The sequence below is a fragment of the Streptomyces endocoffeicus genome (genome assembly GCF_016741935.1).
GTDB classification, from domain to species: Bacteria; Actinomycetota; Actinomycetes; order Streptomycetales; family Streptomycetaceae; genus Streptomyces; species Streptomyces endocoffeicus.
In genome coordinates this window covers 16,944-39,073 of record NZ_JAERRG010000037.1, presented here as the reverse complement: position 1 = coordinate 39,073, position 22,130 = coordinate 16,944, and the positions used below count along the sequence as shown (strand labels likewise).

At 72.4% G+C, this 22,130-nt stretch carries 12 protein-coding genes; 5 read left to right on the top strand and 7 right to left on the bottom strand.

What is annotated here, in order from left to right:
* Window positions 1-81 precede the first annotated feature (81 nt).
* Both JK364_RS47010 and JK364_RS47005 read left to right on the top strand, forming a co-directional pair.
* On the top strand, window positions 82-1,926 hold the full coding sequence (locus tag JK364_RS47010) for a stealth family protein (protein WP_201857578.1): 1,845 nt from the start codon (window positions 82-84) through the stop codon (window positions 1,924-1,926).
* The gene (locus JK364_RS47005; protein WP_201857577.1) at window positions 1,899-2,993 is read left to right on the top strand and encodes an FkbM family methyltransferase; all 1,095 of its coding nucleotides are present in this window, start codon (window positions 1,899-1,901) and stop codon (window positions 2,991-2,993) included. Before JK364_RS47010 ends, JK364_RS47005 begins: the two co-directional genes overlap by 28 nt.
* 156 nt (window positions 2,994-3,149) lie before the next feature.
* Here JK364_RS47005 and JK364_RS47000 read toward each other — a convergent pair whose 3' ends face one another.
* Together JK364_RS47000 and JK364_RS46995 are read right to left on the bottom strand one after the other, a co-directional pair.
* Window positions 3,150-3,503 carry a VOC family protein gene (locus JK364_RS47000; RefSeq protein ID WP_201857576.1) on the bottom strand — a complete coding sequence of 118 codons (354 nt, stop codon included), beginning with the start codon at window positions 3,501-3,503 and terminating at the stop codon, window positions 3,150-3,152.
* Between the two features lie 9 nt (window positions 3,504-3,512).
* On the bottom strand, window positions 3,513-5,213 hold the full coding sequence (locus JK364_RS46995) for a glycosyltransferase family protein (protein ID WP_307841620.1): 1,701 nt from the start codon (window positions 5,211-5,213) through the stop codon (window positions 3,513-3,515).
* Window positions 5,214-5,320: 107 nt separating this feature from the next.
* On the opposite strand from JK364_RS46995, the gene JK364_RS46990 reads away from it, so the two are divergent.
* Together JK364_RS46990 and JK364_RS57320 are read left to right on the top strand one after the other, a co-directional pair.
* A complete protein-coding gene (locus JK364_RS46990) occupies window positions 5,321-7,513 on the top strand; it encodes a hypothetical protein (RefSeq protein WP_201857575.1) in 2,193 nt (730 codons plus the stop codon).
* 255 nt (window positions 7,514-7,768) lie between these two features.
* Entirely contained in the window at window positions 7,769-9,781 is a 2,013-nt protein-coding gene (locus tag JK364_RS57320) for a glycosyltransferase (RefSeq protein ID WP_201857574.1), read from the top strand.
* Window positions 9,782-9,864: 83 nt separating this feature from the next.
* On the opposite strand, the gene JK364_RS46980 is transcribed toward JK364_RS57320, so the two are convergent.
* From JK364_RS46980 to JK364_RS46970, 3 genes are all read right to left on the bottom strand, one after another.
* Window positions 9,865-11,892 (bottom strand): glycosyltransferase family 2 protein, encoded by a 2,028-nt coding sequence (locus JK364_RS46980; protein ID WP_201857573.1) that lies wholly within the window; start codon window positions 11,890-11,892, stop codon window positions 9,865-9,867.
* 149 nt (window positions 11,893-12,041) lie between these two features.
* Window positions 12,042-14,291, bottom strand: coding sequence for a bifunctional glycosyltransferase/CDP-glycerol:glycerophosphate glycerophosphotransferase (locus tag JK364_RS46975; protein ID WP_201857572.1), 2,250 nt, complete (start codon window positions 14,289-14,291; stop codon window positions 12,042-12,044).
* A gap of 177 nt (window positions 14,292-14,468) precedes the next feature.
* Window positions 14,469-19,445, bottom strand: coding sequence for an NAD-glutamate dehydrogenase (locus JK364_RS46970; protein ID WP_201857571.1), 4,977 nt, complete (start codon window positions 19,443-19,445; stop codon window positions 14,469-14,471).
* Window positions 19,446-19,899: 454 nt separating this feature from the next.
* Here JK364_RS46970 and JK364_RS46965 point away from each other — a divergent pair, with 454 nt between their 5' ends.
* On the top strand, window positions 19,900-20,466 hold the full coding sequence (locus JK364_RS46965) for a DJ-1/PfpI family protein (protein WP_201857570.1): 567 nt from the start codon (window positions 19,900-19,902) through the stop codon (window positions 20,464-20,466).
* A 127-nt stretch (window positions 20,467-20,593) separates the two neighbouring features.
* On the opposite strand, the gene JK364_RS46960 is transcribed toward JK364_RS46965, so the two are convergent.
* Together JK364_RS46960 and JK364_RS46955 are read right to left on the bottom strand one after the other, a co-directional pair.
* Entirely contained in the window at window positions 20,594-21,262 is a 669-nt protein-coding gene (locus JK364_RS46960) for an HAD family hydrolase (RefSeq protein ID WP_201857569.1), read from the bottom strand.
* A 35-nt stretch (window positions 21,263-21,297) separates the two neighbouring features.
* Window positions 21,298-21,804, bottom strand: a complete 507-nt coding sequence (locus JK364_RS46955; RefSeq protein WP_201857610.1) for a DUF6912 family protein — start codon at window positions 21,802-21,804, stop codon at window positions 21,298-21,300.
* Between the last annotated feature and the right edge of the window lie 326 nt (window positions 21,805-22,130).

Sequence of the window (22,130 nt, the reverse complement as noted above, 5' to 3'; positions counted from 1 at the left end):
CGCGCCCCGCCCCGTCCCGACGCGCCCCGACGCACTCCGTCCCGACGCACCCCGTCCCGACGCCCCGACCCAGGACGCACGATGCCCCTCACCGCACCGCCCGCCGCCCCCCGCCCCTGGCTCGCCGACCCGCCGCCGCTGGTGCGCGGATACCGGCGTACGGTCCCGCTGCCGCTGCGCCGCGCGGTCGTCGCCATGACCGGCCCCGGGCTGCGCCGGGCGGCCATGCGGGGCCTCGGCGGGCTGTCGGCCGCCTCCGGCACGCTGCGGCTGCGCCGGGCGCGGCGGCGGATGCGGCGGGCCGGGCTGCTGGCCGGGTCCGGCCGAACGATGATCGCCGACGGACGGGGCGGCGCCCTCGTGGCGGCCCTGGTCCCCTCCCCCACCCCGCTGTTCGCGCGCGCCGAGAATCTGCGGCTGGTGTGCGAGGCGCTGGACCGGGCGCGGATCGACCACTTCGTGGTCCGCTGCTACGGCAACGTCGGCTCGGCCGTGGGCGTCCGGGCCGATCAGCGGGGAGAGGTGGTCAAGGCGCTGGCCGCGCTGTGCGCCGAGGAGGCCGGGTATGTCTCACCGCCCCCGCGGCGCGGCCACCCGGCGCCCGCGCCCCGGCTCGGCGGTACCCGACGGACCTGGCGGCGGCTGGCCGCCGCCCCCGTGGTCCGCTTCACCCGCTTCCACGCCGGACCGGGCGGACGGCTGGTCCTCGGCCCGGCGCACGGCTGCGACATCGAGTTCTGGGAGCCGGGCGGGCAGGGCGAGGAGCGGGTGCTGACCGCGCCGCGCTTCAACCGCACCACCGCGTCCGTACCGCTCGTGGGCGAACCGGTGCGCGCCCCCGACCAGCTGTTCACCCGGCTCGCCCCGCCCGTCGGCTGGCAGCCGGGGCCGCTGGTGCGCACCCGCCCGGAGTTCCTGACCCGGCTGCCGGACGAGGTCCGCTTCCCCATCGACGTCGTCTACACCTGGGTGGACGGCTCGGATCCGCAGTGGCAGCGGCGGCGGGCGGCCCTCGCGGGCGAGGGCTATCACGCCCAGGCCGCCAACGCCGCCCGCTACGCCAACCGCGACGAACTGCGCTATTCGCTGCGCTCGCTGTACCTGTACGCCCCCTGGGTGCGCCATATCTACCTGGTGACCGACCGTCAGGTGCCGGACTGGCTGGCCGCCTCGCACCCGGGGATCACCGTCGTGGACCACCACGACATCTTCGACGACCCCGATGTGCTGCCCACCTTCAACTCCCATGCCATCGAGACCCGGCTGCACCACATCGACGGACTCGCCGAGCACTTCCTCTACTTCAACGACGACGTCTTCCTCGGCTCGCCGGTCACCCCGCAGGACTTCTTCCTGGCCAACGGCGTCTCCAAGTTCTTCCCCTCCCGCGCGCTGATCCCGCTGACCCCCGTGGGCCCCGGCGACGTGCCCGTATCCGCGGCGGGCAAGAACAACCGGGCGCTGCTGGAGGAGCGGTTCGGCCCGGCCATCACCCAGAAGATGAAGCACACCCCGCACGCCCTGCGCACCAGCGTGCTCGCCGAGATCGAGAAGGAGTTCCCCGACCCGGTCCGCGCGACCATGGCCAGCCGGGTGCGCTCGACGTCGGACATCTCCGTACCGTCCTCGCTCCACCACTACTACGCGTTCCTGACCGGGCGCGCGGTCCCCGCCCAGCTGCGCTACGACTACTTCGACCTGGCCCAGCCCACTGTCCGCACCCGGCTGGCCAGACTGCTGCGGGCCCGCCACTGCCAGGCGTTCTGCCTCAACGACACGGTCTCCTCCGAGCACGACCTCGAGGACCAGCTGGCGCTGGTCCGCCCCTTCCTCGACGCCTACTTCCCCCTCCCCAGCCCGCTGGAGCGGGCCGTCACCCGACAGGAGACCCGGCAGCCATGCCCCTCGCCATCACCCTTCCCCTGAACCCGGACGTCCTCGAGGCGGGCGGGCCGTATCCGCGGGCGCTCAATGTGCTCAGCCGCAAACAGACCGCCGTACAGCGGCAGTTGCGGCGCGCCGGGCTCGCCGGCTACGAGCCGACCACCCAGGCCACCTTGCTGGCCCTTGCCCAGCAAGCGCCCGAGGGCAGCGCGGTGTACGACATCGGCGCGCACATCGGGCTGTACTCGGCGCTGATCAGCGCGGTGTACGGGGACGGCGGGCGCGGGCCGCGGGCCATCGCGTTCGAGCCGACCCCGGAGACGGCCGCGCTGTGCCGCCGGATCCGGGAGTGCAACCGGCTCGGGTTCGAGGTGCAGCAGACCGCGCTGGCCGATGAACCGGGCACCGCCGAGCTGTACTTCTCCCTCAAGTCGGAGTCCTCCAACTCGCTGAACCCGGCCCACCGCCGGTACACCGAGTCGGTCACGGTGCCGGTCACGACGGTCGACGCGTTCACCGGAGAGCGCGGTCTCGCCCCGCATCTGATCAAGATCGACGTGGAGACGTTCGAGGCGGCGGTGTTGCGCGGGTCGTACGACACGATCCGGCGCCACCGGCCGTGGATCGTCTGCGAACTCCTCCCCGGCGCGGACCACAACGCGCTGCGCACCGCCCTGGCGCCACTGACCGCCATGGACTACGGCCTCCACCCGATCACCCCGGAGGCGCCCTGGCACCGCTACGACGAGACCACGTACCGGTCCGCGGTGAGCGGCCAGTGCCGCGACTGGCTGCTGGCGCCGCGGCCGCTGACGCCCGCCTTCCACCGGGTGGTGCGGCGGTGGCTGATCGCGATTCTGGCGTGCGACGAGACGACGAACATCATGACGACGGACAAGGCGTCCTTCCCGTACGGCTGGAACGCGCCGTACCGGTCGCCGCGGGGTGCGGCGCGGGTGCCCCGTACGGGGCCGCGGGGTGCGGCGCGGGTGCCTCTTACGGGTCTGCTGAGGCTGGCGGGGGCCGCGGCTCTGGCGCGCCGCGCCGTCGTTCCGGCTCGGCGGGCGCCCGGGGCGCAGGCTACGGGGAGTGGGTCGTTGCGGGGGTGAGTGGTGGGGGTGGGGTGATTTTTCCCCGCCCCGCCCCTTCCCGGAAGAGGGGGCTCCGCCCCCTCACCCCCGCCGGGGCTCCGCCCCTGGACCCCGCTCCTCAAATGCCGGAGGGGCTGGATAACGCGGAGGCTCCGCCCCGGGCCCCGGTGAGCCTTACTGGCGGCGCTGGGCGAGGACGCAGAACTCGTTGCCTTCGGGATCCGCCAATACGATCCACGATTGCTCACCCTGGCCGATATCGACACGCTGTGCGCCATGCGCCACCAGACGAGCCACCTCGGCGTCCTGGTCATCAGGCCTGAAGTCGAGATGCAGTCGGCTCTTGGCCTTCTTGCTCTCAGCGATCCGGACGAAGTCCAACCCTGGCAGGCGATCCGGCTCCGGACGGATCTCGAACTCGTCATCGGAGGAGTGGACCACAACCCAGCCAAGAGCCTCGGCCCACCACTGCCCCAGGGCCACCGGATCTTCCGAATGAACGATTACCTGTTCCCATTCCAAGGTCATCCGCAGAGCTTAGACCGCCCGCACGTAGCGCTCCAGGCGAATACCGGGCAGGCACAGCGAGTACGCCAGCCGGAAGTGCCCCGTCAGCACGGCCGCCTTCGGGCGGCGTGCCTCCGGTTCATCGGCCGCGATCAGCCATGCCGAGCGCGTCCCGGCCAGCCGTCGCAGCAGCTCGGCGGGACCGACGTCCACCCCGTAGAGCGTGCCGGAGGCCGGGCCGGGGGTGCTCAGCGCGATGTCGCGCAGCCCGGCGAGGGGGCGCGGATAGGCGATGGCGATCCGCCGTTCCTTGGGCGGGTCGTACAGCACCGGCTCACCCGGCCGGGTCAGCCGCCCCACCGCGGTGGACAGCGCCGCCAGGTCGTCCTGACGGCTCAACGGCTCCCGCTCCCGCTGGTGCAGCGGGAGCTGCCAGACGAACGCGCAGCCGACCGCGAGAGCCCCGGCCGCGGCGACCACGGCGCGGCGGCGGCCGGACACGGCCCGGCGACGGCGACCCGTCACGGCCCGGCGGTGACCGGACATCTCCTCCGCCAGTCGGTCGACGCCCGCCGCGGCCAGTAGGGGGATGCCCGCCAGGGCGAACAGGAGGTAGCGCTCGTGGAAGCAGGGGCGGTGGAGGGCCAGGGCGAAGAGGAGGACGGGCGGGACGCAGATCAGGGGCAGGGCGACCGCGGTCAGCGCCGTCCGGCGGGGGCGGATCACGGCGATCGCGACCAGCAGGAGGTTGGCGGCGAGGACGAGCGCGCTGGGGCCCGCGAACTCCTCGACCACCGCCCACAGCCGACCCGGCGTCGGATGGCGTATCCAGGCGATCTGCGCGCTCTGCCGCCGGGCCACCACCGCCAGCGGCGCCACCGCCCCCACCGCCCCCGCCGCCGCGCTCCCCCAGCCCCACCACACGCGGCGCGGGGCGCGCGAGACGAGCAGCGTCAACGCGTGCGCGGCGAGCATCAGCACCGCGAACACGTGCAGCAGCGCGGTCACGGCCACCACACCCCCGTACGCGGCCCAGCGCCACCCGCCCGCATGGCCCCTCGCCCCGGGCCCGCCCGGCCCCTGCGCCGGGCGGGGCACGTCGCCGCGGACCCGTACGGCCGAACGGACCCCTGTGGCCGACGTCGCCTCGCCCGTCGGCCCGACCGGGCGGGACGCCGCCCCGGGACCGAGGGCGGGCGCGGGCGCCGCCCCAGGGGCCGGTGTGGGCGCCGCCCCGGGGCCGGGGGCGGGCGTGAGCGCCGCCCTCGGCGCCAGCCCCGCCGCGCCCACCAGCAGGTACGTCGCCCCCGCCGCGCCCGCCGCGACCAGGGCGTAGGAGCGGCCCTCCTGGGCGTAGTGGGTGACCACGGGCGTGGTCGCGTAGAGCAGGCCGGCCCACAGGCCCACCCGGGGGCGGGCGAGGCGGCAGCCCAGGGCGGCGACGAGGGCGGTGGCGGCCATGGCGGCGAGCACCGAGGGCAGACGCATGGTCACCTCGGAGGGCCGCAGGGCCAGGACCGGGTGCATCAGGACGTAGTAGAGCCCGTGGACGGCGTCCACCGTGCCGAGCGCGTCGCGGATCTGAGGGAGGGTCCGCCGGGCCATCTGGTACGTCGCGGACTCATCGCGCCACATCGTGCCCCGGTCCAGGCCCCACAGCCCCAGCCCGAGCATGACGGCCACCGGGAGCACGATCGCCGTCGGCGCGGAGATCCCCTCACGCTTCCGCACCCTCACCCTCACCTCATCCGCTCCACACGACAACAAAAGGCATAAATACGACTATTCGCCTACAGTGTGCAGTCAGAACGACTCATCCGCCGCGAAGGGCACGCGTCATGAACCGCCTCGGTATCGAAAGCCCCCGCGGTCTCGTGGCCTTCGCCGCGCTGACCGGGTGTCTGGTGACCATGGCGGTGGCGGCGCTCACCGGGGCCGGAGAGGTCTTCGCGGCCGCCGGGCTGGCCGGGTGCGGCTGCGAGCTGCTGCTGCACCGCACCGCGCCGGGGCTGATGGCCCGTCTGGGGCGGCTCCACATGGGCGCCACGTCACGCTTCGAGTTCCGCTGCGTGCTGCTGCTCCTGCTGCTCGGCCGACTCCATGTCACCGGGCCCATCGGCCTCGCCGCGGCCATGACGCTGGTGCTGTGCCTGCTCGCCGGGCAGGCCCTGCACGCCGCGCTCACCACCCTCATCCGACGCCGCCGCGCCCTCGCGGTCGCGGCCCGCAACATCGATCTGCGGCGGCTGGACATCAGCGACCGGCCACCCCGCAGACTCACCGAATGGCCCGGTCAGCGGATCCTGGTCTACGAGCTGTCCGCCCTGCTCGGGCTCACCGCGTCGCTGACGACCGGTGACGCCCGCTGGGTGGTGGCGGCGCTCACCCTCGCCGCCGGGTCGTCCCTGATCACGGTGGTGGCGCTCGTTCCGTACCTGGTCCGGGCCACCCGGCGGCTGCCCGGCGCCGCCGAGGTGCTGGCCGAGGTGGACGCCTGGCTGATCCATCACCGCCCCCGCACGGTGCTGTACTTCTCCGGCCCGCGCGACCGCGCCGACCAGGTCACCCGGTGGCTGGGGCCGGTGGCCGCGCTGCACACCCCGTCGCTGGTCATCCTGCGCGAACGGGAGCTGCTGGAGGCCCTGGGGCCGACCCCGCTGCCGGTGCTGTGCGTGCCGAGCGCCGCCCATCTGTCGCAGCTGGACCTGAGCGGGGTGCGGGTGGCGCTCTACCCCGCCAACACCGGCCGGAACATCCACCTCCTGCGGATCCCCACCATGCAGCACGTCTTCCTGGCCCCCGGCGACGGCGACGAGACCGCCGCCGTCGATCCGTACAGCAAGGTCTACGACCAGGTGTGGGTCGCGGGCGAGGCGGGGCGCCGCCGCTATGTGCAGGCCGCGGTCGGTGTCGAGGAGGCCGACATCGTGGAGATCGGCCGCCCCCAGCTCGACGGCCTGCGCGTCGCGGGAACCGGCCATGCCCCCGTGCCAACGCCCACGCCCACGCCCCTGCCCACCGTGCTGTACGCGCCCACCCGTGACCTCACGGCGGGTGAGCCGATCGTCCAAGCGCTGCTGGAGAGCGAACGCCCGGTCCGGGTGCTCTACCGGCCGCATCCCCCCACCGGCCACCGCTCCCCCGAGGACCACGCCGCCCACCGCCGTATCGTCGCCCTGATCCAGGCCGCGAACGAGCGGCGCGCCGCGGCGGCCCTCGCCGCGAACGCCCTCGGCAAGAGCACCTTCGCCGACGCCCTCAGCGCGGACGCCCTCGCCGCCGAAGCCCTCGGCGGGGACGCCCTAACCCCGGACGCCTTCGGCGAAGAGCCCGAGGACGCCCAGGCCGCGCACACCGACGACCCGCACACCGACACCCCGCACACCGAAGCCCTCCGTACCGAAGCCGCCCGCCACCGCGCCGAGTTGGCCAAGCGCATCGCCGCGCTCGACGCCCGGCTGCGCCGGGCGGACGCCGACGAGGCCATGCTCACCAGAGACCGCGCCGCACCCGACCCGGCCCTGCTCACCGAGGCCGAGGGGCTGCGCCGGGAGTGGCACCAGGCCCACTGGGCGGCCTCACCGCCCTGGCTCCACCAGGTGATCGAGGGGGACACCCCCACCCTCCACTCCTGCTTCGACCAGGCCGATCTGCTGATCGGTGACCTCTCCGACGTGGTCGGCGACTTCCTCGCCACCCTCAAGCCGTACGCCCTCACCGCCCCGGCGGGGCTCGGCGAGGAGGAGTTCCGGCGGCAGAACGTCATGGCCAGGGCGGCCTATCCGCTCGGTCCCGGGGCATCAGGAACGCAGAACCTCCTGCGCCCGCTCTTCGACCCCTCCCTCGACGAGCTGCGCACCGCCCGCCACGAGGTGAAGGGGTTTCTCCTCGGCCCCGCCACACCACCGTCCATCCAGCGCTTCACCGACGCCGTCGACGCCCTCGCCGAGAAGGGAGAGGCGGTCGTCCGGCTGCGCGACCTCCACACGGCCTCGCCGCCCGGCGCCGGACGCTGGTCCATCACCCGGTAGCAGGACACCCCCCATGTACGTCACCCGGGAACCCGATATCCCCCACGTACGTCACCCGGGAACCCGACACCCCACATCTACGTCACCTGGGAACCCGACACCCCACATCTACGTCACCCGGTGGCAGCACTTCCCACACCCGGACCTCACCCCAGCCCCCCACCATGAGCTTCCACCCTCGGCCCCACCCCACGGCCCCGTCCCAGGAGCCCCCCACACGCCTCCTGAGCCCCCCGCACACCTTCCGGAGCCAGCATGCCGCGCAATCACCGCCCCGGCCCGCCTCCCCGTGTCAGCGTGATCGTCCCCGCCCGTGACGCCATGCCCGGAATCACCCGGGCCGTCACCTCCGCCATGGAGCAGACCCTCGGGCTCAGCCGCCTCGACATCATCGCCGTCGACGACGGATCGGCCGACGGCACCGCGGAGGAGCTGGACCGGCTCGCCGCCGGCTGCCCCTCGCTCCATGTGGTCCGCGACCCCCACCCCTGCCGCGGCGGCGTCGGCGGCCCCCGCAACACCGGACTGGCCCGCGCCACCGGCGACTTCGTCTTCTTCCTGGACGCCGACGCCCGGCTGGCGCCCGACGCGCTGCGCCGCATGGTCGCGATGGCCGACCAGAACGGCACCGACGTGGTCCTGGGCAAGATGGTCTCCCCGGACGGGCGCGGCGTCCCCAAGGCGGTCTTCCGCCACAACCAGCTGCGCACCGACGTCCACAGCTCCCACGCCTACGCCAGTCTGGAGCCCTGCAAGCTGTTCCGCCGCTCCCTGATCGAACGGCTGCGGCTGCGCTTCCCCGCCCACCTCCGCCACGGCGAGGGCAAGCCCTTCACCGCGGCCGCCTATCTCAATGCCTCCGGGATCTCCGTCGTCGCCGACTACGACTGCTACCACCTGGGCCCGAACCCCGGCCGCGCCGCCCCCGGTCTCGCCGAGCGGATCGAGGCCATGCGGCCGCTGTTCGAGACCGCCGCCCGGCACACCCGGACCGGCACCCGCCGCGACACGGTGATGCGCCACCACATCCGGCGCGAGCTGTGCCCGGCCCTGCGCGCGCTGCCGCGCGAGGACGAGACCGAGGTCCGCGAGCGGTTCCTGCCCGAGCTGCGCCGGTGGGCGCAGGCCCACTGCTCCGACGCGCTCTTCCCCACCCTCACCGCGCCCGAGCGGCTGATGGTCCATCTGCTGCGCACCGGCCGCTTCGAGGATCTGCTGTCCGTCGTGCGCAACACCAAGCGGGACGCCCGGTGCGGCCATCTGGTGGAGAAGGGCAGCGTCTACTGGCTGCACCCCTTCTTCCGCGACCCCGACGCCGAGGTCCCCGACGCCTGCTTCGACGTCACCGACCGGCTGCCGGTCCGGCACCACCTCGCGGGCGCCGGCTGGCACGGCCGCAGCACCCTGCGGGTGCGCGGCCGGGCGGCCATCGAGGGGCTGGAGTCCGACCCCGAGGAGGACCGCGCCGAGCTGGTGCTGCGCCGCCGCGAGGCGCGGGACGAGGTGCGGATCCCGGTGGAGGCCACGGCGGCGGAGGACCCCGCGCGGTTCGAGGCGGACGTGGACATCGCCACCGCCGACGGCGGCACACCGCTGCGCCCCGGGGTCTGGGACGTCTTCCTCGACGTCCGCGCCCAGGGCATCAGCCGCACCGTACGCTTCGGCAACCGCCATGACGACCTGCTCGACATCGGCACCGCGCGCCGGGTGGTGGCCGCCGGGCCCGGGCTGCGCGCCCGGGTCACGCCGTACTTCACCAGCCCGTACCGCAACCTCTCCCTCGACATCGGCCCGGCCCCGCGCGGGGCGCCCTGCGAGGTGACGGAGGCCGTGTGGCATCCGTCGGACAAGGGCACCCTGGTCGTCGCCGGACGGCTGCTGCCGCCCGGCACCCCGGCGCGCGGGCGGGTGCTGCGGCTGCGCGCCGAGCACACCGACGGACGGGTCCACGACCATCCGGTGCGGTTCGCCGCGGGCCATCCGGCGGGTGCCTTCACCGCCCGGCTGCCGGTGCGGGACCTGGGCCGCGGCCGGTGGACGGTGACCCTGGCCGTCGTCGCCCCCGGCGATGACCAGGGCCCGGGGCGCACCGCGCCCGCCGCGCCCGTGCCGCCGCCCGCCCGGCTGCCCGGCGCCCGCTGGGTGCGGCGCGGCCGGCCGTACTACGCCAAGCCGCTCATGGGGCGCGGCGAGGTGACCCTGGAGCTGCGGGTGGCCCCGGTCCGGCTGCTCGCCGCCGTACGCAACCGGCTGGGGCTGAACCAGTGATCTCGCGGGACCAGTGGCCCCGCGGGACCAGCGACCCCGCGGGACCAGTGACCCCGCAGGGCCAGTGACCCCGCGGGCCCGGCTCACCCTCCCAGCCGCCGCCGCACCCCCGTGACGACCTTGATCGGAGCCACCTCCAGGCCCAGGGCCCGCGCCGGGCCCAGGGCCACCGGCTTGGCGTAGTACGGACGGCAGCCGAAGCGGAGCCAGCGGGTGGCGGCCAGCCGGTCGAAGTACGGCACGATCGCGGTGCGGGGCGGCGCGTCCGCCCCGGGTCCGTCCATGATCAGCGTCAGCGTCCAGCAGCCCGCGCCCAGGCGGCCGATCGGCAGCCGGGCGGTGAAGACGGTCACGGAGCCGCCCTGCTCGGTGCGCACCGGCACCTCGTGCACCGCGTCCGTCCCCGTTCCCGTCCCCGTCCCCGTCTCGGCGCGCAGCCGCAGCACCCCGCCGTCCCGCACCGCCTCCTCGGTCAGCCGTCCGCCGACCAGCAGCGTGCCGCGGCTGCGCCAGATGGTCCTGAGCACCTGGCAGGGCGGGTCGAGGGGATGGGCGACCTCGCCGACGTCGAGCGAGATATTGCCGTACGGGGTGAAGTACGGCACCACCGCCACCGGCCCCTGGGGGGTGGTGACGCGGCGCCGGGTGGGATGGGTGACCTCACCGCCCTCGCGGCGGTTGCCGAACCGCACCGTACGGCTGACGCCCTGGGCTCGGACGTCCAGGTAGATGTTCCACAGCCCCCGCTCCAGCGGGGCGCCGCCGTCCGCGGTGGCCGGGTCGATCTCGGCGGTGAAGCCCGCCATCTCGTACCGCCGCCCCTCACCCGGCAGCGGATGGGCGGACAGGCACGGCGTGGTGGGCAGCCGGACCTCGGGGCGGTCGGCCCGGTACTTGCGCAGCACGATCTCGGTGGCCGGGTCGAGGGAGTCCACGTCCTCGACATACGCGTGCCCGGCCAGCCGCAGCACCCCGCCCTGCCAGCTCGCCGTCTCCAGGTGGTGCTGGACCGGCAGCCGGTCGGTCACGTCGAAGCAGATGTCGGGGACGGCGGCGGCGTGGTCGCGGAAGAAGGGGTGCAGCCAGTAGACCCGTCCCTTGTCGACGAGATGGCCGCGCCGCTCGTCCTGTCCGGCGTTCCGGGCCACGGTCAGCACATCGTCGAAGCGGTCGGCGCGCAGCAGATGGATCAGCAGCCGGTCGGGGGCGTCGAGCCGTTGGAAGAGGGCGTCGGTCACCCAGGTGCTCGCCCAGTGCCGGAACTCGGGGAAGAACCGCTCCCGCGCGTCCTGTTCGCTCTCGCGGGGCAGCAGGGCGCGCAGCGGACCGCACAGCTCCCACTCCACATGGCGGCGCATGATCTGGTCCCGGCGCGGGCCCGGCTCCAGATAGCGGGCGACGGTCTCGAAGCACAGCCGGGTGCCGTCCATGCGGTGGGCGAGGTCGGAGGCGGTGAGGGTGAGGTTGGTGCGGTTCTCGCGGTAGCGGACGTAGTAGCAGTCGTAGTCGGCGACCACCGAGATACCGGAGGCGTTGAGGTAGGCGGCCGCGGTGAACGGCTTGTCCTCGCAGTTGCGGTAGGGCGGGAAGCGCAGCTCCAGCCGCTCGATGAGGGAGCGGCGGAACAGCTTCCACGGGCCCAGGGTCAGATAGGCGTGGGAGGAGAAGATGTCCGTACGGGGCTGATTGCGCTGGAAGACGGCCCGGGGCACGGCCCGTCCGCCCACGGAGGCGATCTTGCCGAGGACGATGTCGGTGCCGTGGGCGTCGGCCATGGCGACCATGCGGCGCAGCGCGTCCGGGCCCAGATAGTCGTCGGAGTCGAGGAAGAAGACGAAGTCGCCCCGGGCGTGGTCCAGCCCGGTGTTGCGGGGGACGCCCGCGCAGCCGGAGTTCTCCTGGTGGATGACGTGGAGCGCGTGGCAGGTGCGGGCGAGCCGCTCCAGCTCCTCGCCGGTGCCGTCGGTCGAACCGTCGTCCACCGCGATGATCTCGACCCGTTCCGGGCCCAGGGTCTGGTCCATCGCGGAGGTGACGGCCCGGGTCAGCTCCGGCAGGGCGTTGTAGGCGGGGATGATCACACTGACACGAGGTCGGGACAGAGCGGGCATGACGGCCTCCTGACTCCGGGCTCTCGACGGGTCGGGTCGGGATCGGGATCGGGGTCACCCGGCGGACCGGACGGCGGACCGGGGACCACGCGGCGGATCGGTCACTCGGCGGATCGGTCACTCGGCGGGTCGGTCACCCGGCGGATCGGTCACTCGGCGGTGAGGACGCCGCCGCGCGGCCCCGCCGGGGCACTGTCCGCCAGCGGCCGCGGCTGTGGCGCGGGGGCGAGCGGAAGCTCGACGTCCTGGCCCAGCATCAGGGCCCGCACCACCCGCTCGGCCGCGTGGCCGTCGTCGAACCGGCCGAAGCGGGCCCGGAAGGCGGTCCGCAGCGCGGTCGCGTCCGCGTCGCACCAACGGCCCTCGCGGAAGACCTCGACCAGCTCCCGCTCGCTGCGGGCGACGGCCCCCGGGGTCTCGCCGGGGGATCCCGACAGCAGGTCGAAGTAGACGCCGCGGGAGGAGCGGTAGATGTCCCAGTCGTCGGCGTAGATCACGACGGGCCGGTCCAGCAGGGCGTAGTCGAACATCATCGACGAGTAGTCGGTGATCAGCGCGTCGGCCGCCAGGCACAGCTCCTCCACCGACCGGTGGCGCGAGACGTCGATCACCGATCCGGCCTCCTCGAGCCGGGCCAGCTCGTCATCCGGCCGGTAGGAGTAGTGGGCCCGCACCAACAGCGTGGTCCCGGGGCCGAGTTCGCGGCTGAGCCGCTCCAGGTCCAGCCGGGGGGTGAACCCCTTCTGGTAGTCGCGGAGGGTGGGCGCGTAGAGCAGGGCGGTGTTCCCGGCCGGGATTCCCAACTCCGCACGGATCCGCCGGATATCCGCCTCGGTCGCGGTGAAGAAGACGTCATTGCGCGGATATCCGTATTCCAGCAGCCGGTACGCGGCGGGGTAGACCCGCTCCCAGATCTGGCTGGAGTGCGGATTGGAGGAGAGGGCGAAGTCCCAGCGGTCGATGCGCTTGAGCAGATTGCCGAAGCTCATCCCGCCCGCGGCGGCGGGATAGCGCTGCTGGTCCAGGCCCATGCATTTGAGCGGGGTGCCGTGGAAGGTCTGCAGATGCACCGCGCCCGGCCGCTTCACCACCTCATTGGGGAAGTTGACATTGTTGATGAGGTATTTCGCGCGGGCCACCGTGCGGTAGAAGTCGCGGGTGCCGGTGACGACGTAGTCGACGCCTTCCGGAAGGGTCTCGATCTCCGACTTCTTGACCGCCCACACGCCATGGATCTCCGGCGCCAGCTCCCGCGCCTTCGCATAGATCGCCCCCGGGTTGCACAGCACCCCCCGCCCCCAGTACGCGGAGTAGACGGCCAGCTGGGGGTCGACGGGCCGCTGCCGGTGCAGCCGGTACAGCCCCTGCTTGGCGCGGGCCGCCAGCGGCGGCCGGACGGTCCGGCGCAGCTTGCGGGCCCCGGCGGCCGCCCGTACGGCCAGCTCGTGCTCGCGGTAGCGGAGGAAGGAGCCGGACGCCAGCGCCTCGAAGCGCCACCGCCCCTCGACCGGCGGGGTGAACCCGGCCGGGAGATGGGCGCGGTACCACTCGGCGGCCCGGGCGAAAAAGCGCGGCCGGTCCGCCGCCGCCACCCGGGACGTCCGGTCCAGGCAGAACAGGAAATGCGATACGGCCCGCTCGAAGAGCAGCGGGCGCAGCGGATCCAGCTGCGGCCGGTCGTCGAGGAAGTCGAAGAGCCGGGCGTACTGCTGGAAGATGATGAAGTGCTTCTCGCCGGGGCTTCCCGTACTGGCCCCGACCCGCCGCTGCCGGTATTCCAGGCCCACCAGATCCACACAGGCTATTCGCCGCGCGGTGAGCATCGTCTTGTACGAGAGCAGGGCGTCCTCGTAGATGCCCTCGCTGAACGCGAAGCCGTGCCGGATGTAGAAATCCCGGTGGTAGACGCGATTGGACGACATCGCGAAGAGCCGCAGGAATTCCGGGCGTTCGACGGCGGAGAAGACATCGGTGCCCGCCGAGGCCAGCAGTTCCCCGAAGAGGCTGGGGGCCCGGCGCTCCGACCAGTACGTGCGCACATGGTTGAAGTAGAGGATCTCCGGGTCGTGGGTGAGGGCGAGCCGGTCGGCGAGGCCCTGGAGGGTGCCCGGGGCGAGGGTGTCATCGCCGTCCAGGAAGAGCAGATAGTCCCCGCTCGCCCGCTCCACCCCGGCGTTACGGGCCCGGCCGGGCCCGGAGTTGACCCGCTGGTGCACGGGCACGACCCGGCTGTCGCGCGCCGCGTACGCGTCGATGATCGCGCCGCAGTGGTCCGGTGAGCGGTCGTCCACGGCGACCACCTCGAGGTCGGTGCACGACTGCGTCAGCACGGAGTCCAGGCAGGCGCCCAGATAGCCCTGGACGCGATAGGCGGCGATGACGATGGTGAAGCGGGGCATAGGGCTCCTCGGGACGCGGTGGCGGTTCGAGGCGCGAAGCACTCACTGACCACCCACGCTAGGTGGGTTCGTCCCGGTATGCCCGCTCGGTCGTTGGAGGGGCGCCCAAGCGGGTGACAAACGCCCCCGGCGGACATGAAGTCCACCGGAGGCGCGTTGAGCCGGGTGCCGACCGCGTCAGCTGTGGGTGCGCAGCAGCGTCCGCATCGTCCGCATCGCGACCGACAGATTGGCCAGGTCGAAGGTCTCCGACGACTGGATCTCATCGAGCGTGGTGCGGGCCCGCTGCAGGAGCGCGGCGTTCTTCTCCTCCCACGCCTTGAAGCGCTGCTCGGGCGTGGAGCCGCCGTTGCCCACCGACAGCACATCGGCGGTCAGGGCGGCCTGGGCCGCGTACAGGTCCTCGCGGATGGAGACCCGGGCCATGGACTGCCACCGGTCCGCGCGCGGCAGCTCGATGATCCGGTCCATCAGCTGGCTGATCCGCAGCCGGTCGGCCAGGTCGTAGTAGACCTCGGCGACCGCCAGCGGGTCCTTTCCGGTGCGGTCCGCGATGGCCACGATGTCCAGCGTCGGGAAGGCCGAGGAGAAGCCCGCCACCCGGGTGGCCAGGTCCTCCGGGACATGCGCCCCGGTCAGGTCGTCGTAGATCCGCTGGTACCACTCGATGTCGGAGCCGCGCAGCAGCTTGGGCAGCTGCGCCCGGACCGTGCCGACCCGCTCGCCGAAGAAGTCGATCGTCTCGGCCAGCTCCAGCGGCTGCGGCCGGTTGTTCAGCAGCCAGCGGGTGCCGCGCTCGACCAGCCGGCGCGAATGCAGCCGCATCCGGGTCTGGATGTCGGCGTCGACGACCGTGTCCAGCGCCTCGACCTCGTCCCACACCTGGTTCAGCTCGAAGATCGCGCGGGCCGCGGTCTGGGCCCGCACGACCTCCTCGGTGGAGGCCCCGGTCTCCTCCCGCATCCGGTGCAGGAAGGTCGAACCGGCGGTGTTGACGGTGTCGTTGACCAGCACCGTGGTGATGATCTCGCGCCGCAGGGCGTGGCCGTCGATGTGCTCGGGGAACTTCTGCCGCAGCGCCTGCGGGAAGTACGCGTGCAGCAGCCGCTGGAGGTACGGGTCGTCGGGCAGCCCGGTGGTGATCAGCTCATCGGCCACCGTGATCTTGACGTAGGCCAGCAGCACGGCCAGCTCGGGCTGGGTCAGCCCGCGCCCGGCGGAGAGCCGCTCGCGGATCTGGCGGTCGGTGGGCAGGAACTCCAGCGCCCGGTCCAGCCGCCCCTCGCGGCCCAGGCGGCGCATCAGCCGCTGGTGGGCGTGGAGCAGGCTGGAGGACTGGACGATGGAGTTGGCCAGCGCCACGTTCTGCGCGTAGTTGTTGCGCAGCACCAGCGCGCCGACCTCGTCGGTCATCTCGGCGAGCAGCTTGTTGCGCTGCTTGAGGGTGAGGTCGCCCTCGGTGACCAGGGCGTTGAGCAGGATCTTGATGTTCACCTCGTGGTCGGAGGTGTCCACACCGGCGCTGTTGTCGATCGCGTCGGTGTTGATCCGGCCGCCGTTGGAGGCGAACTCGATCCGGCCGAGCTGGGTCAGGCCCAGGTTGCCGCCCTCGCCGACGACCTTGACCCGCAGATCCTGGCCGTCCACCCGGATCGCGTCATTGGCCTTGTCGCCCACATCGGCGTGCGACTCGGTGGACGCCTTGACGTAGGTGCCGATGCCACCGTTCCACAGCAGGTCCACCGAGGCCTTGAGGATCGTCTTCATCAGATCGGCCGGGGTCATCTTGGCGACCCGCTTCTCGATCCCGAGCGCGGCCCGCACCTGCGGGGTGATCGGGATGGCCTTGGCCGTACGGGGGTGGATGCCGCCGCCCGCCGACAGCAGCTCGGTGTTGTAGTCCTCCCACGAGGAGCGCGGCAGCTCGAACAGGCGGCGGCGCTCGGCGTAGGAGGTGGCCGCGTCCGGGTTCGGGTCCAGGAAGATGTGCCGGTGGTCGAAGGCGGCGATCAGCCGGATGTTCTCGCTCAGCAGCATCCCGTTGCCGAACACGTCACCGGACATGTCGCCGACGCCCACGACCGTGAAGTCCTGGGTCTGGGTGTCATGGCCCAGCTCGCGGAAGTGGCGCTTGACCGACTCCCAGGCGCCGCGGGCGGTGATGCCCATGCCCTTGTGGTCGTATCCGGCGGAGCCGCCGGAGGCGAAGGCGTCCCCGAGCCAGAAGCCGTACGCCTGCGCCACGTCGTTGGCGATATCGGAGAAGGTCGCGGTGCCCTTGTCGGCGGCGACGACGAGATAGGTGTCGTCCCCGTCGTGGCGAACCACGTCCTTCGGCGGCTCGACCTGCCCGGCGACCAGGTTGTCGGTGATGTCGAGCAGACCGGAGATGAAGGTCTTGTAGCAGGCGATGCCCTCGGCCATCCAGGCGTCGCGGTCCACGGACGGGTCCGGCAGCCGCTTGCCGACGAAGCCGCCCTTGGCACCCACCGGCACGATGACCGTGTTCTTCACCATCTGCGCCTTGACCAGGCCGAGGATCTCGGTACGGAAGTCCTCACGCCGGTCGGACCAGCGCAGACCGCCGCGCGCGACCTTGCCGAACCGCAGATGCACACCCTCGACCCGCGGCGAGTAGACCCAGATCTCGTACGCCGGGCGGGGCGCGGGCAGATCCGGCACGGCCTGCGGGTCCAGCTTGATCGACAGATAGTCGTGCGGCCTGTCGTGGGCGTTCTTCTGGAAGTGATTAGTGCGGAGAGTGGCCTTGATCAGGGTGAGGAAGGAGCGCAGGATGCGGTCCTCGTCCAGCGAGGCCACCTGGTCCAGCGCCGCGTCCAGCTCCTCCAGCAGGGCGTCGGTCAGCTCCAGCCCCGCCCGCTGCCGCTCCGGCGACATCCGGGCCTCGAAGAGGGAGATCAGCAGCCGGGTGGTGTGCACATTGTTACGGAGGGTGTCCTCCATGTACGACTGGCTGAAGGTGGACCCGGCCTGCCGCAGATACTTGGCGTAGGCCCGCAGCACCATCGCCTGCCGCCAGTCAAGACCCGCGCCCAGCACCAGCTGGTTGAAGTCGTCGCTCTCGGCCTGGCCGGTCCACACCGCGGCGAACGCGTTCTGGAAGCGCTCACGGGCGTCGTCGGCGAGGGCCTCGCCCTCGCGCAGCGGCAGCCGCAGCCCGAAGTCGTAGATCCAGGCGGTGGTCTTGTCCGAGCAGCGCAGCTCGTACGGGCGCTCGTCCACCACCTCGACGCCGAGGGTGTTGAGCACCGGGAGCACCGCGGACAGCGAGATCTGGGCCCCGGCCCGGTAGATCTTGAAGCGGCGCTCGGCGTGAGCCGCGCCCACCGGCTCGTAGAGGCTCAGCGCGAAGTCCTTCTCGGCGTCCTTCAGCCGCTCCAGGTGCTGCAGGTCGGCGACGGCGCCGCGCGGAGTGTGGTCCGCCTTGTAGCCCTCGGGGAAGGCGTGCTGGTAGCGGCGGAGCAGCTCGGCGGCGCGCTCCTCGCCGACCTCGGAGACCAGCGCGTCGGTGAAGCCGTCGGCCCAGGAGCGGGCGGCCTCGATCAGCCGGCTCTCGATCCGCTCCACATCGGAGTCGGTGAGGTCGGGCAGCTCGGTCCCCGGCTGGACGCGGACCACGAAGTGCAGCCGCGAGAGCACCGATTCGGTGTGCAGGGCGGTGAAGTCGACCGGCGGACGGCCGCTCAGCTCCTCCAGCAGGATGTCGGTCAGCCGCAGCCGCACATCGGTGGTGAAACGATCACGCGGAAGGTAGACCAGCGCGGAGTAGTAGCGCCCGTACTCGTCCTGGCGCAGGAACATCCGCAGCCGGCGGCGCTCCTGGAGGTAGAGCACGCTGGTGGCGATCGAACGGAGCTGGTCGACCGGGGTCTGGAACAGCTCGTCGCGCGGGTAGGTCTCCAGGATCTGCAGCAGGTCACGGCCGTCGTGGCTGTTGGCCCGGAAGCCCGCGCCCGCGAGCACCTCGTCGACCTTGCGGCGGATCACCGGCACCCGGCGCACCGACTCGGTGTACGCGGCGGACGAGAACAGCCCCAGGAAGCGGCGCTCGCCGATCACATTGCCCTCGGCGTCGAACTTCTTCACACCGATGTAGTCGAGGTACGAGGGACGGTGGACGGTGGCGCGGCTGTTCGCCTTGGTCAGCACCAGCAGCTTGCGCTCACGCGCCTTGGCGCGGGCGTCGGCCGGCAGCCGGTTGAAGGCCTGGGACACCGGGGTGCCGGGGCCCGCGTGGGCGCTCTCGTCGGCGTCCTTGTGCTGCGGGTCGGAACGCAGGATGCCGAGACCGGTGCCGGGCACCGCGGTCAGCGCGTCCTCCTCGCCACCGGCCTCGGTGGGGACCTGCGTCAGCTCGTACTCGCGGAAGCCGATGAAGGTGAAGTGGTCGTCCGCGAGCCAGCGCAGCAGCTCACGGGCCTCCTCCACCTCCTCCTCGCGGACCTCGGCGGCCTTCGGCTCGTCCGGCAGGCCCTCGGCGATGCGCAGCGCGGAGTCGCGCATCTTCTCCCAGTCCTCGACGGCCTCGCGGACATCGGACAGGACGCGCAGCAGATCGGCGGTGATCTGCTTCAGATCGCCGCGGTCGGTCTCGCGATCGGTCTCGACATGGATCCAGGACTCCACGACCGCGTCATGCGGCAGCTTCTTCTTCCTGTTCCTGGCCGGGCCGTCCGGGGAGACGTCGAGCATCTCGATCAGCTTGCCGGTGATGTCACGGCGCACGATCACCTGCGGATGGATCACGACATGGATGCCGCGCCCCTGGCGGGTGAGCTCATTGGTGACCGAGTCGACCAGGAACGGCATGTCGTCCATGACCACCTCGACCACGGAGTGGCTGCAGGTCCAGCCGTGCTCCTCGACGGTCGGGGTGTGCACCCGGACGTTCGCCGTGCCCTGCGGACGCACCTCGGCGAGCCGGTAGTGGGAGAGCGCCGCCCCGAAGACATCGACCGGGTCACGATCGGCGAGGTCCTCGGGAGGCGTGTGCAGGTAGTAGTGCTGGAGGTATGCGGTCAGGGTCTCCGGTCCTGGGCCCTGCACCGGTTGACCCCCGGCAGGGCTGTTCTCAGCGACCCGGGCGGCCCGTTCGAGCAACTCGGCCTTGGCTTCGTCCAGCTTGGTCTGCATGTCCTCTGGCTCCTGTCGCGCGCCGTTGCGTGACATCGATGGCGGTGGCATGACGCCGCGACGCGAAAAATCCGGTCGTGAACGACGGTATGCCGGATCGGGAAAAGGCCGGGGTGTACTCGGCCGTAAGTGACCAAGACCCCATGCGCCACGGGTCAGCGGCGGCTCGGGCCCGGCCCTGGTGGGGCGCCGGGCGCGGAGCGAGGGCCTCGTTGCCCTCACGGACTATCGCGCTGATCACGCAGTAAGGCTATCGCTCCACCCCAGGGGGTCGTCATGAGCCGTTCGTGTACAAAACCGAGCCCTGAAGTTTGACGAAATGGACAGCGACCGGGAGGGGCGCACGCGCCGATGATGCGCCGCTCATGCCCCCTTGGCAAAGCGTGGCCGCGGATGCACCGTGATCTGGACGGTGGTAAGCACGGTGGTAGGCGTGGACCTGGAGGTGCGTGGCATGGCTGCGAAGATCCTGCTGGTGACCGGCGACGCGGCCGAATCGCTGGAGGTGCTCTACCCGTACCAGCGGCTGCGCGAGGAGGGGTACGAGGTCCATATCGCGGCCCCGAGCCGCAAGACGCTGCGCCTGGTGGTCCATGACTTCGAGGAGGGCTTCGACACCTACACCGAGAAGCCGGGCTATACGATCCCCGCCGACCTGGCCTTTTCCGAGGTGGACCCCGGACAGTACACCGCCCTGGTGATCCCGGGCGGCCGGGCCCCGGAGTATCTGCGGAACGACCCCGAGCTGCGCAAGATCTGCAAGGCGTTCTTCGACGCGGACAAGCCGGTGGCGCAGATCTGCCACGGCCCGCTGCTGACGGCGGCCGTGGGCGGCCTGAGCGGGCGGCGGGTCACCGCGTATCCGGCGCTGGAGCCGGACATGCAGGCGGCGGGGGCGGACTACCAGGACGCGGAGGTCGTGGTCGACGGCACGCTGATCTCGTCGCGGGCATGGCCGGACCATCCGGCGTGGATGCGGGAGTTCCTGGCGGTGCTGCGGTCGAAGGCGCCGGTGGCGTGAGGGTGGCGGCGGTGTGAGGGGGACGGTGGCGTGAGGGCGGCGGTGGCGTGAGGGCAGCGGTGCGGCCCCGGGGGCACTCGTCTCACCCGACTCACTCAGCTCACCCGACTCACCCGACCCACCCGACTCACTCGTCGGCCATGCGCTCGGCCTCCCGTACGGCCTCCTCGAGTGTGTCCACGACCGGCACCCCGGCCGCCTCCAGGCTGGTCCGGCTGTGCGAACCGCCCGTGTAGAGCACGGCCCGCGCCCCCACGTGCCGCGCCGCCACCGCGTCGTCCAGGGCGTCCCCGATCACCACCATCCGCTGCGGCGGCACCCCTTCGAGCGCGGCGATATGGCGCATCATCTGCTCGGCCTTGCCGGTGTTGCTCTCCCCTGTGCGACCGTCCACCCGGACGAAATGGCGCTCGATGCCATGCGTCCGCACCAGGGGGAGCAGATACTCATGCGGGGCCAGTGAACACAGAGACTGGGTGAGACCCGCCTGCTGCCACTCGGTGAGCAGCTGCCGGGCGCCGATCGCCAGCCCGGCGGTCTCGGCCAGCGCCCAGTAGTGCCGGTGGAACGCCTCGTCCATGACCGCCCACTCCTCGTCGGTGGGCAGCCGCCCCATCAGCCGCTCGTAGAAACGGGGCACCGGGACGCAGTACAGGTCGCGATAGCGCTCGAGGGTGATCGGCGGCAGCCCGATCTCCTGGAACGAGGCGTTCGTCGCCGAGATCACGGCGTCGATGTCGTGGAGCAGCGTGCCGTTCCAGTCCCAGACGAGGTGCGTCACGTGGTTCTTCCCCATCCCACGACCGTACCCGGAGGGTCGGACAGCGGGCATCACTCGATCAGATTGGGGATCTCCTGGGTGGCGTACCAGAGCAGTTCGTGGTCCTCGGCGCCGTCCACGGTGAACTGCGCGTCGTCGTCACCGAGGTCCGCCGCGCCCAGCGCGTCGGCGGCCGCGGCGATGTCCCGCTCGGCGTCATCGGCGTCCAGGTGCACGGCGGCGGCCTTCGCGAGCGGTATGGCGGCCTCGATCCGCACCTCGCCCAGCGCGGACTGGTCCAGCCCCCGGTCCGGATCGGCGACCGCCTGCCCGTCGGGCACGTCCACGGCCACCACGACCCGCCGGCGGGGCGCCCGGGGGTCGACGGCGAGCAGCCGCAGCGACGCCTGTGCGGCCCGGCTCAGCGCCGCGTACTCCAGCTCCTCGATGTCGTCGGACACGTACCACTCGCGGAGCGCCGGGGTGACCGCGTAGGCGGTCAGCGGCGTCGGCCCCAGGCGGCCGTCCTTGTACGCCTCGGCGAGACCGGAGAGGGTCAGGGGGACGTAGACGCGCATGGCTGCCGCTTTCATCAGAGACCAATAGGCCCCCAGCATACGATCGCCCGTCCCCTCGCCCGAGCCTTCCGCGAAGGGCCGCTGGTCCCCTTTCGGGGGACAGGGGCCGACGGAGCCGTACGAAGACGAGACCGAGCCGCGCTCGAGTCGATGACCGGGGCCGACGATCCGCCGCATGCCCCGGATAGGTGAACCGCGGCGCCGACCGCGGCCCCGGGTCAGGCGCATTGCGGACCCCGAAAACCCGCCGGTAGAAGACTCTCCGACGAAAGCTACCGCCCGGTATACGGCCGGGCCGCGGAGAACGGGGCGAGCGGCATGAGCGA

Coding starts and splice junctions, on each gene's coding strand:
- JK364_RS46990 (WP_201857575.1), top strand. CDS start 5,321: ATGAACCGCCTCGGTATCGAAAGCCCCCGCGGTCTCGTGGCCTTCGCC.
- JK364_RS47000 (WP_201857576.1), bottom strand. CDS start 3,503: ATGACCTTGGAATGGGAACAGGTAATCGTTCATTCGGAAGATCCGGTG.
- JK364_RS46970 (WP_201857571.1), bottom strand. CDS start 19,445: ATGCAGACCAAGCTGGACGAAGCCAAGGCCGAGTTGCTCGAACGGGCC.
- JK364_RS46960 (WP_201857569.1), bottom strand. CDS start 21,262: ATGGGGAAGAACCACGTGACGCACCTCGTCTGGGACTGGAACGGCACG.
- JK364_RS46955 (WP_201857610.1), bottom strand. CDS start 21,804: ATGCGCGTCTACGTCCCCCTGACCCTCTCCGGTCTCGCCGAGGCGTAC.
- JK364_RS46965 (WP_201857570.1), top strand. CDS start 19,900: ATGGCTGCGAAGATCCTGCTGGTGACCGGCGACGCGGCCGAATCGCTG.
- JK364_RS47005 (WP_201857577.1), top strand. CDS start 1,899: ATGCCCCTCGCCATCACCCTTCCCCTGAACCCGGACGTCCTCGAGGCG.
- JK364_RS46975 (WP_201857572.1), bottom strand. CDS start 14,291: ATGCCCCGCTTCACCATCGTCATCGCCGCCTATCGCGTCCAGGGCTAT.
- JK364_RS57320 (WP_201857574.1), top strand. CDS start 7,769: ATGCCGCGCAATCACCGCCCCGGCCCGCCTCCCCGTGTCAGCGTGATC.
- JK364_RS46980 (WP_201857573.1), bottom strand. CDS start 11,892: ATGCCCGCTCTGTCCCGACCTCGTGTCAGTGTGATCATCCCCGCCTAC.
- JK364_RS47010 (WP_201857578.1), top strand. CDS start 82: ATGCCCCTCACCGCACCGCCCGCCGCCCCCCGCCCCTGGCTCGCCGAC.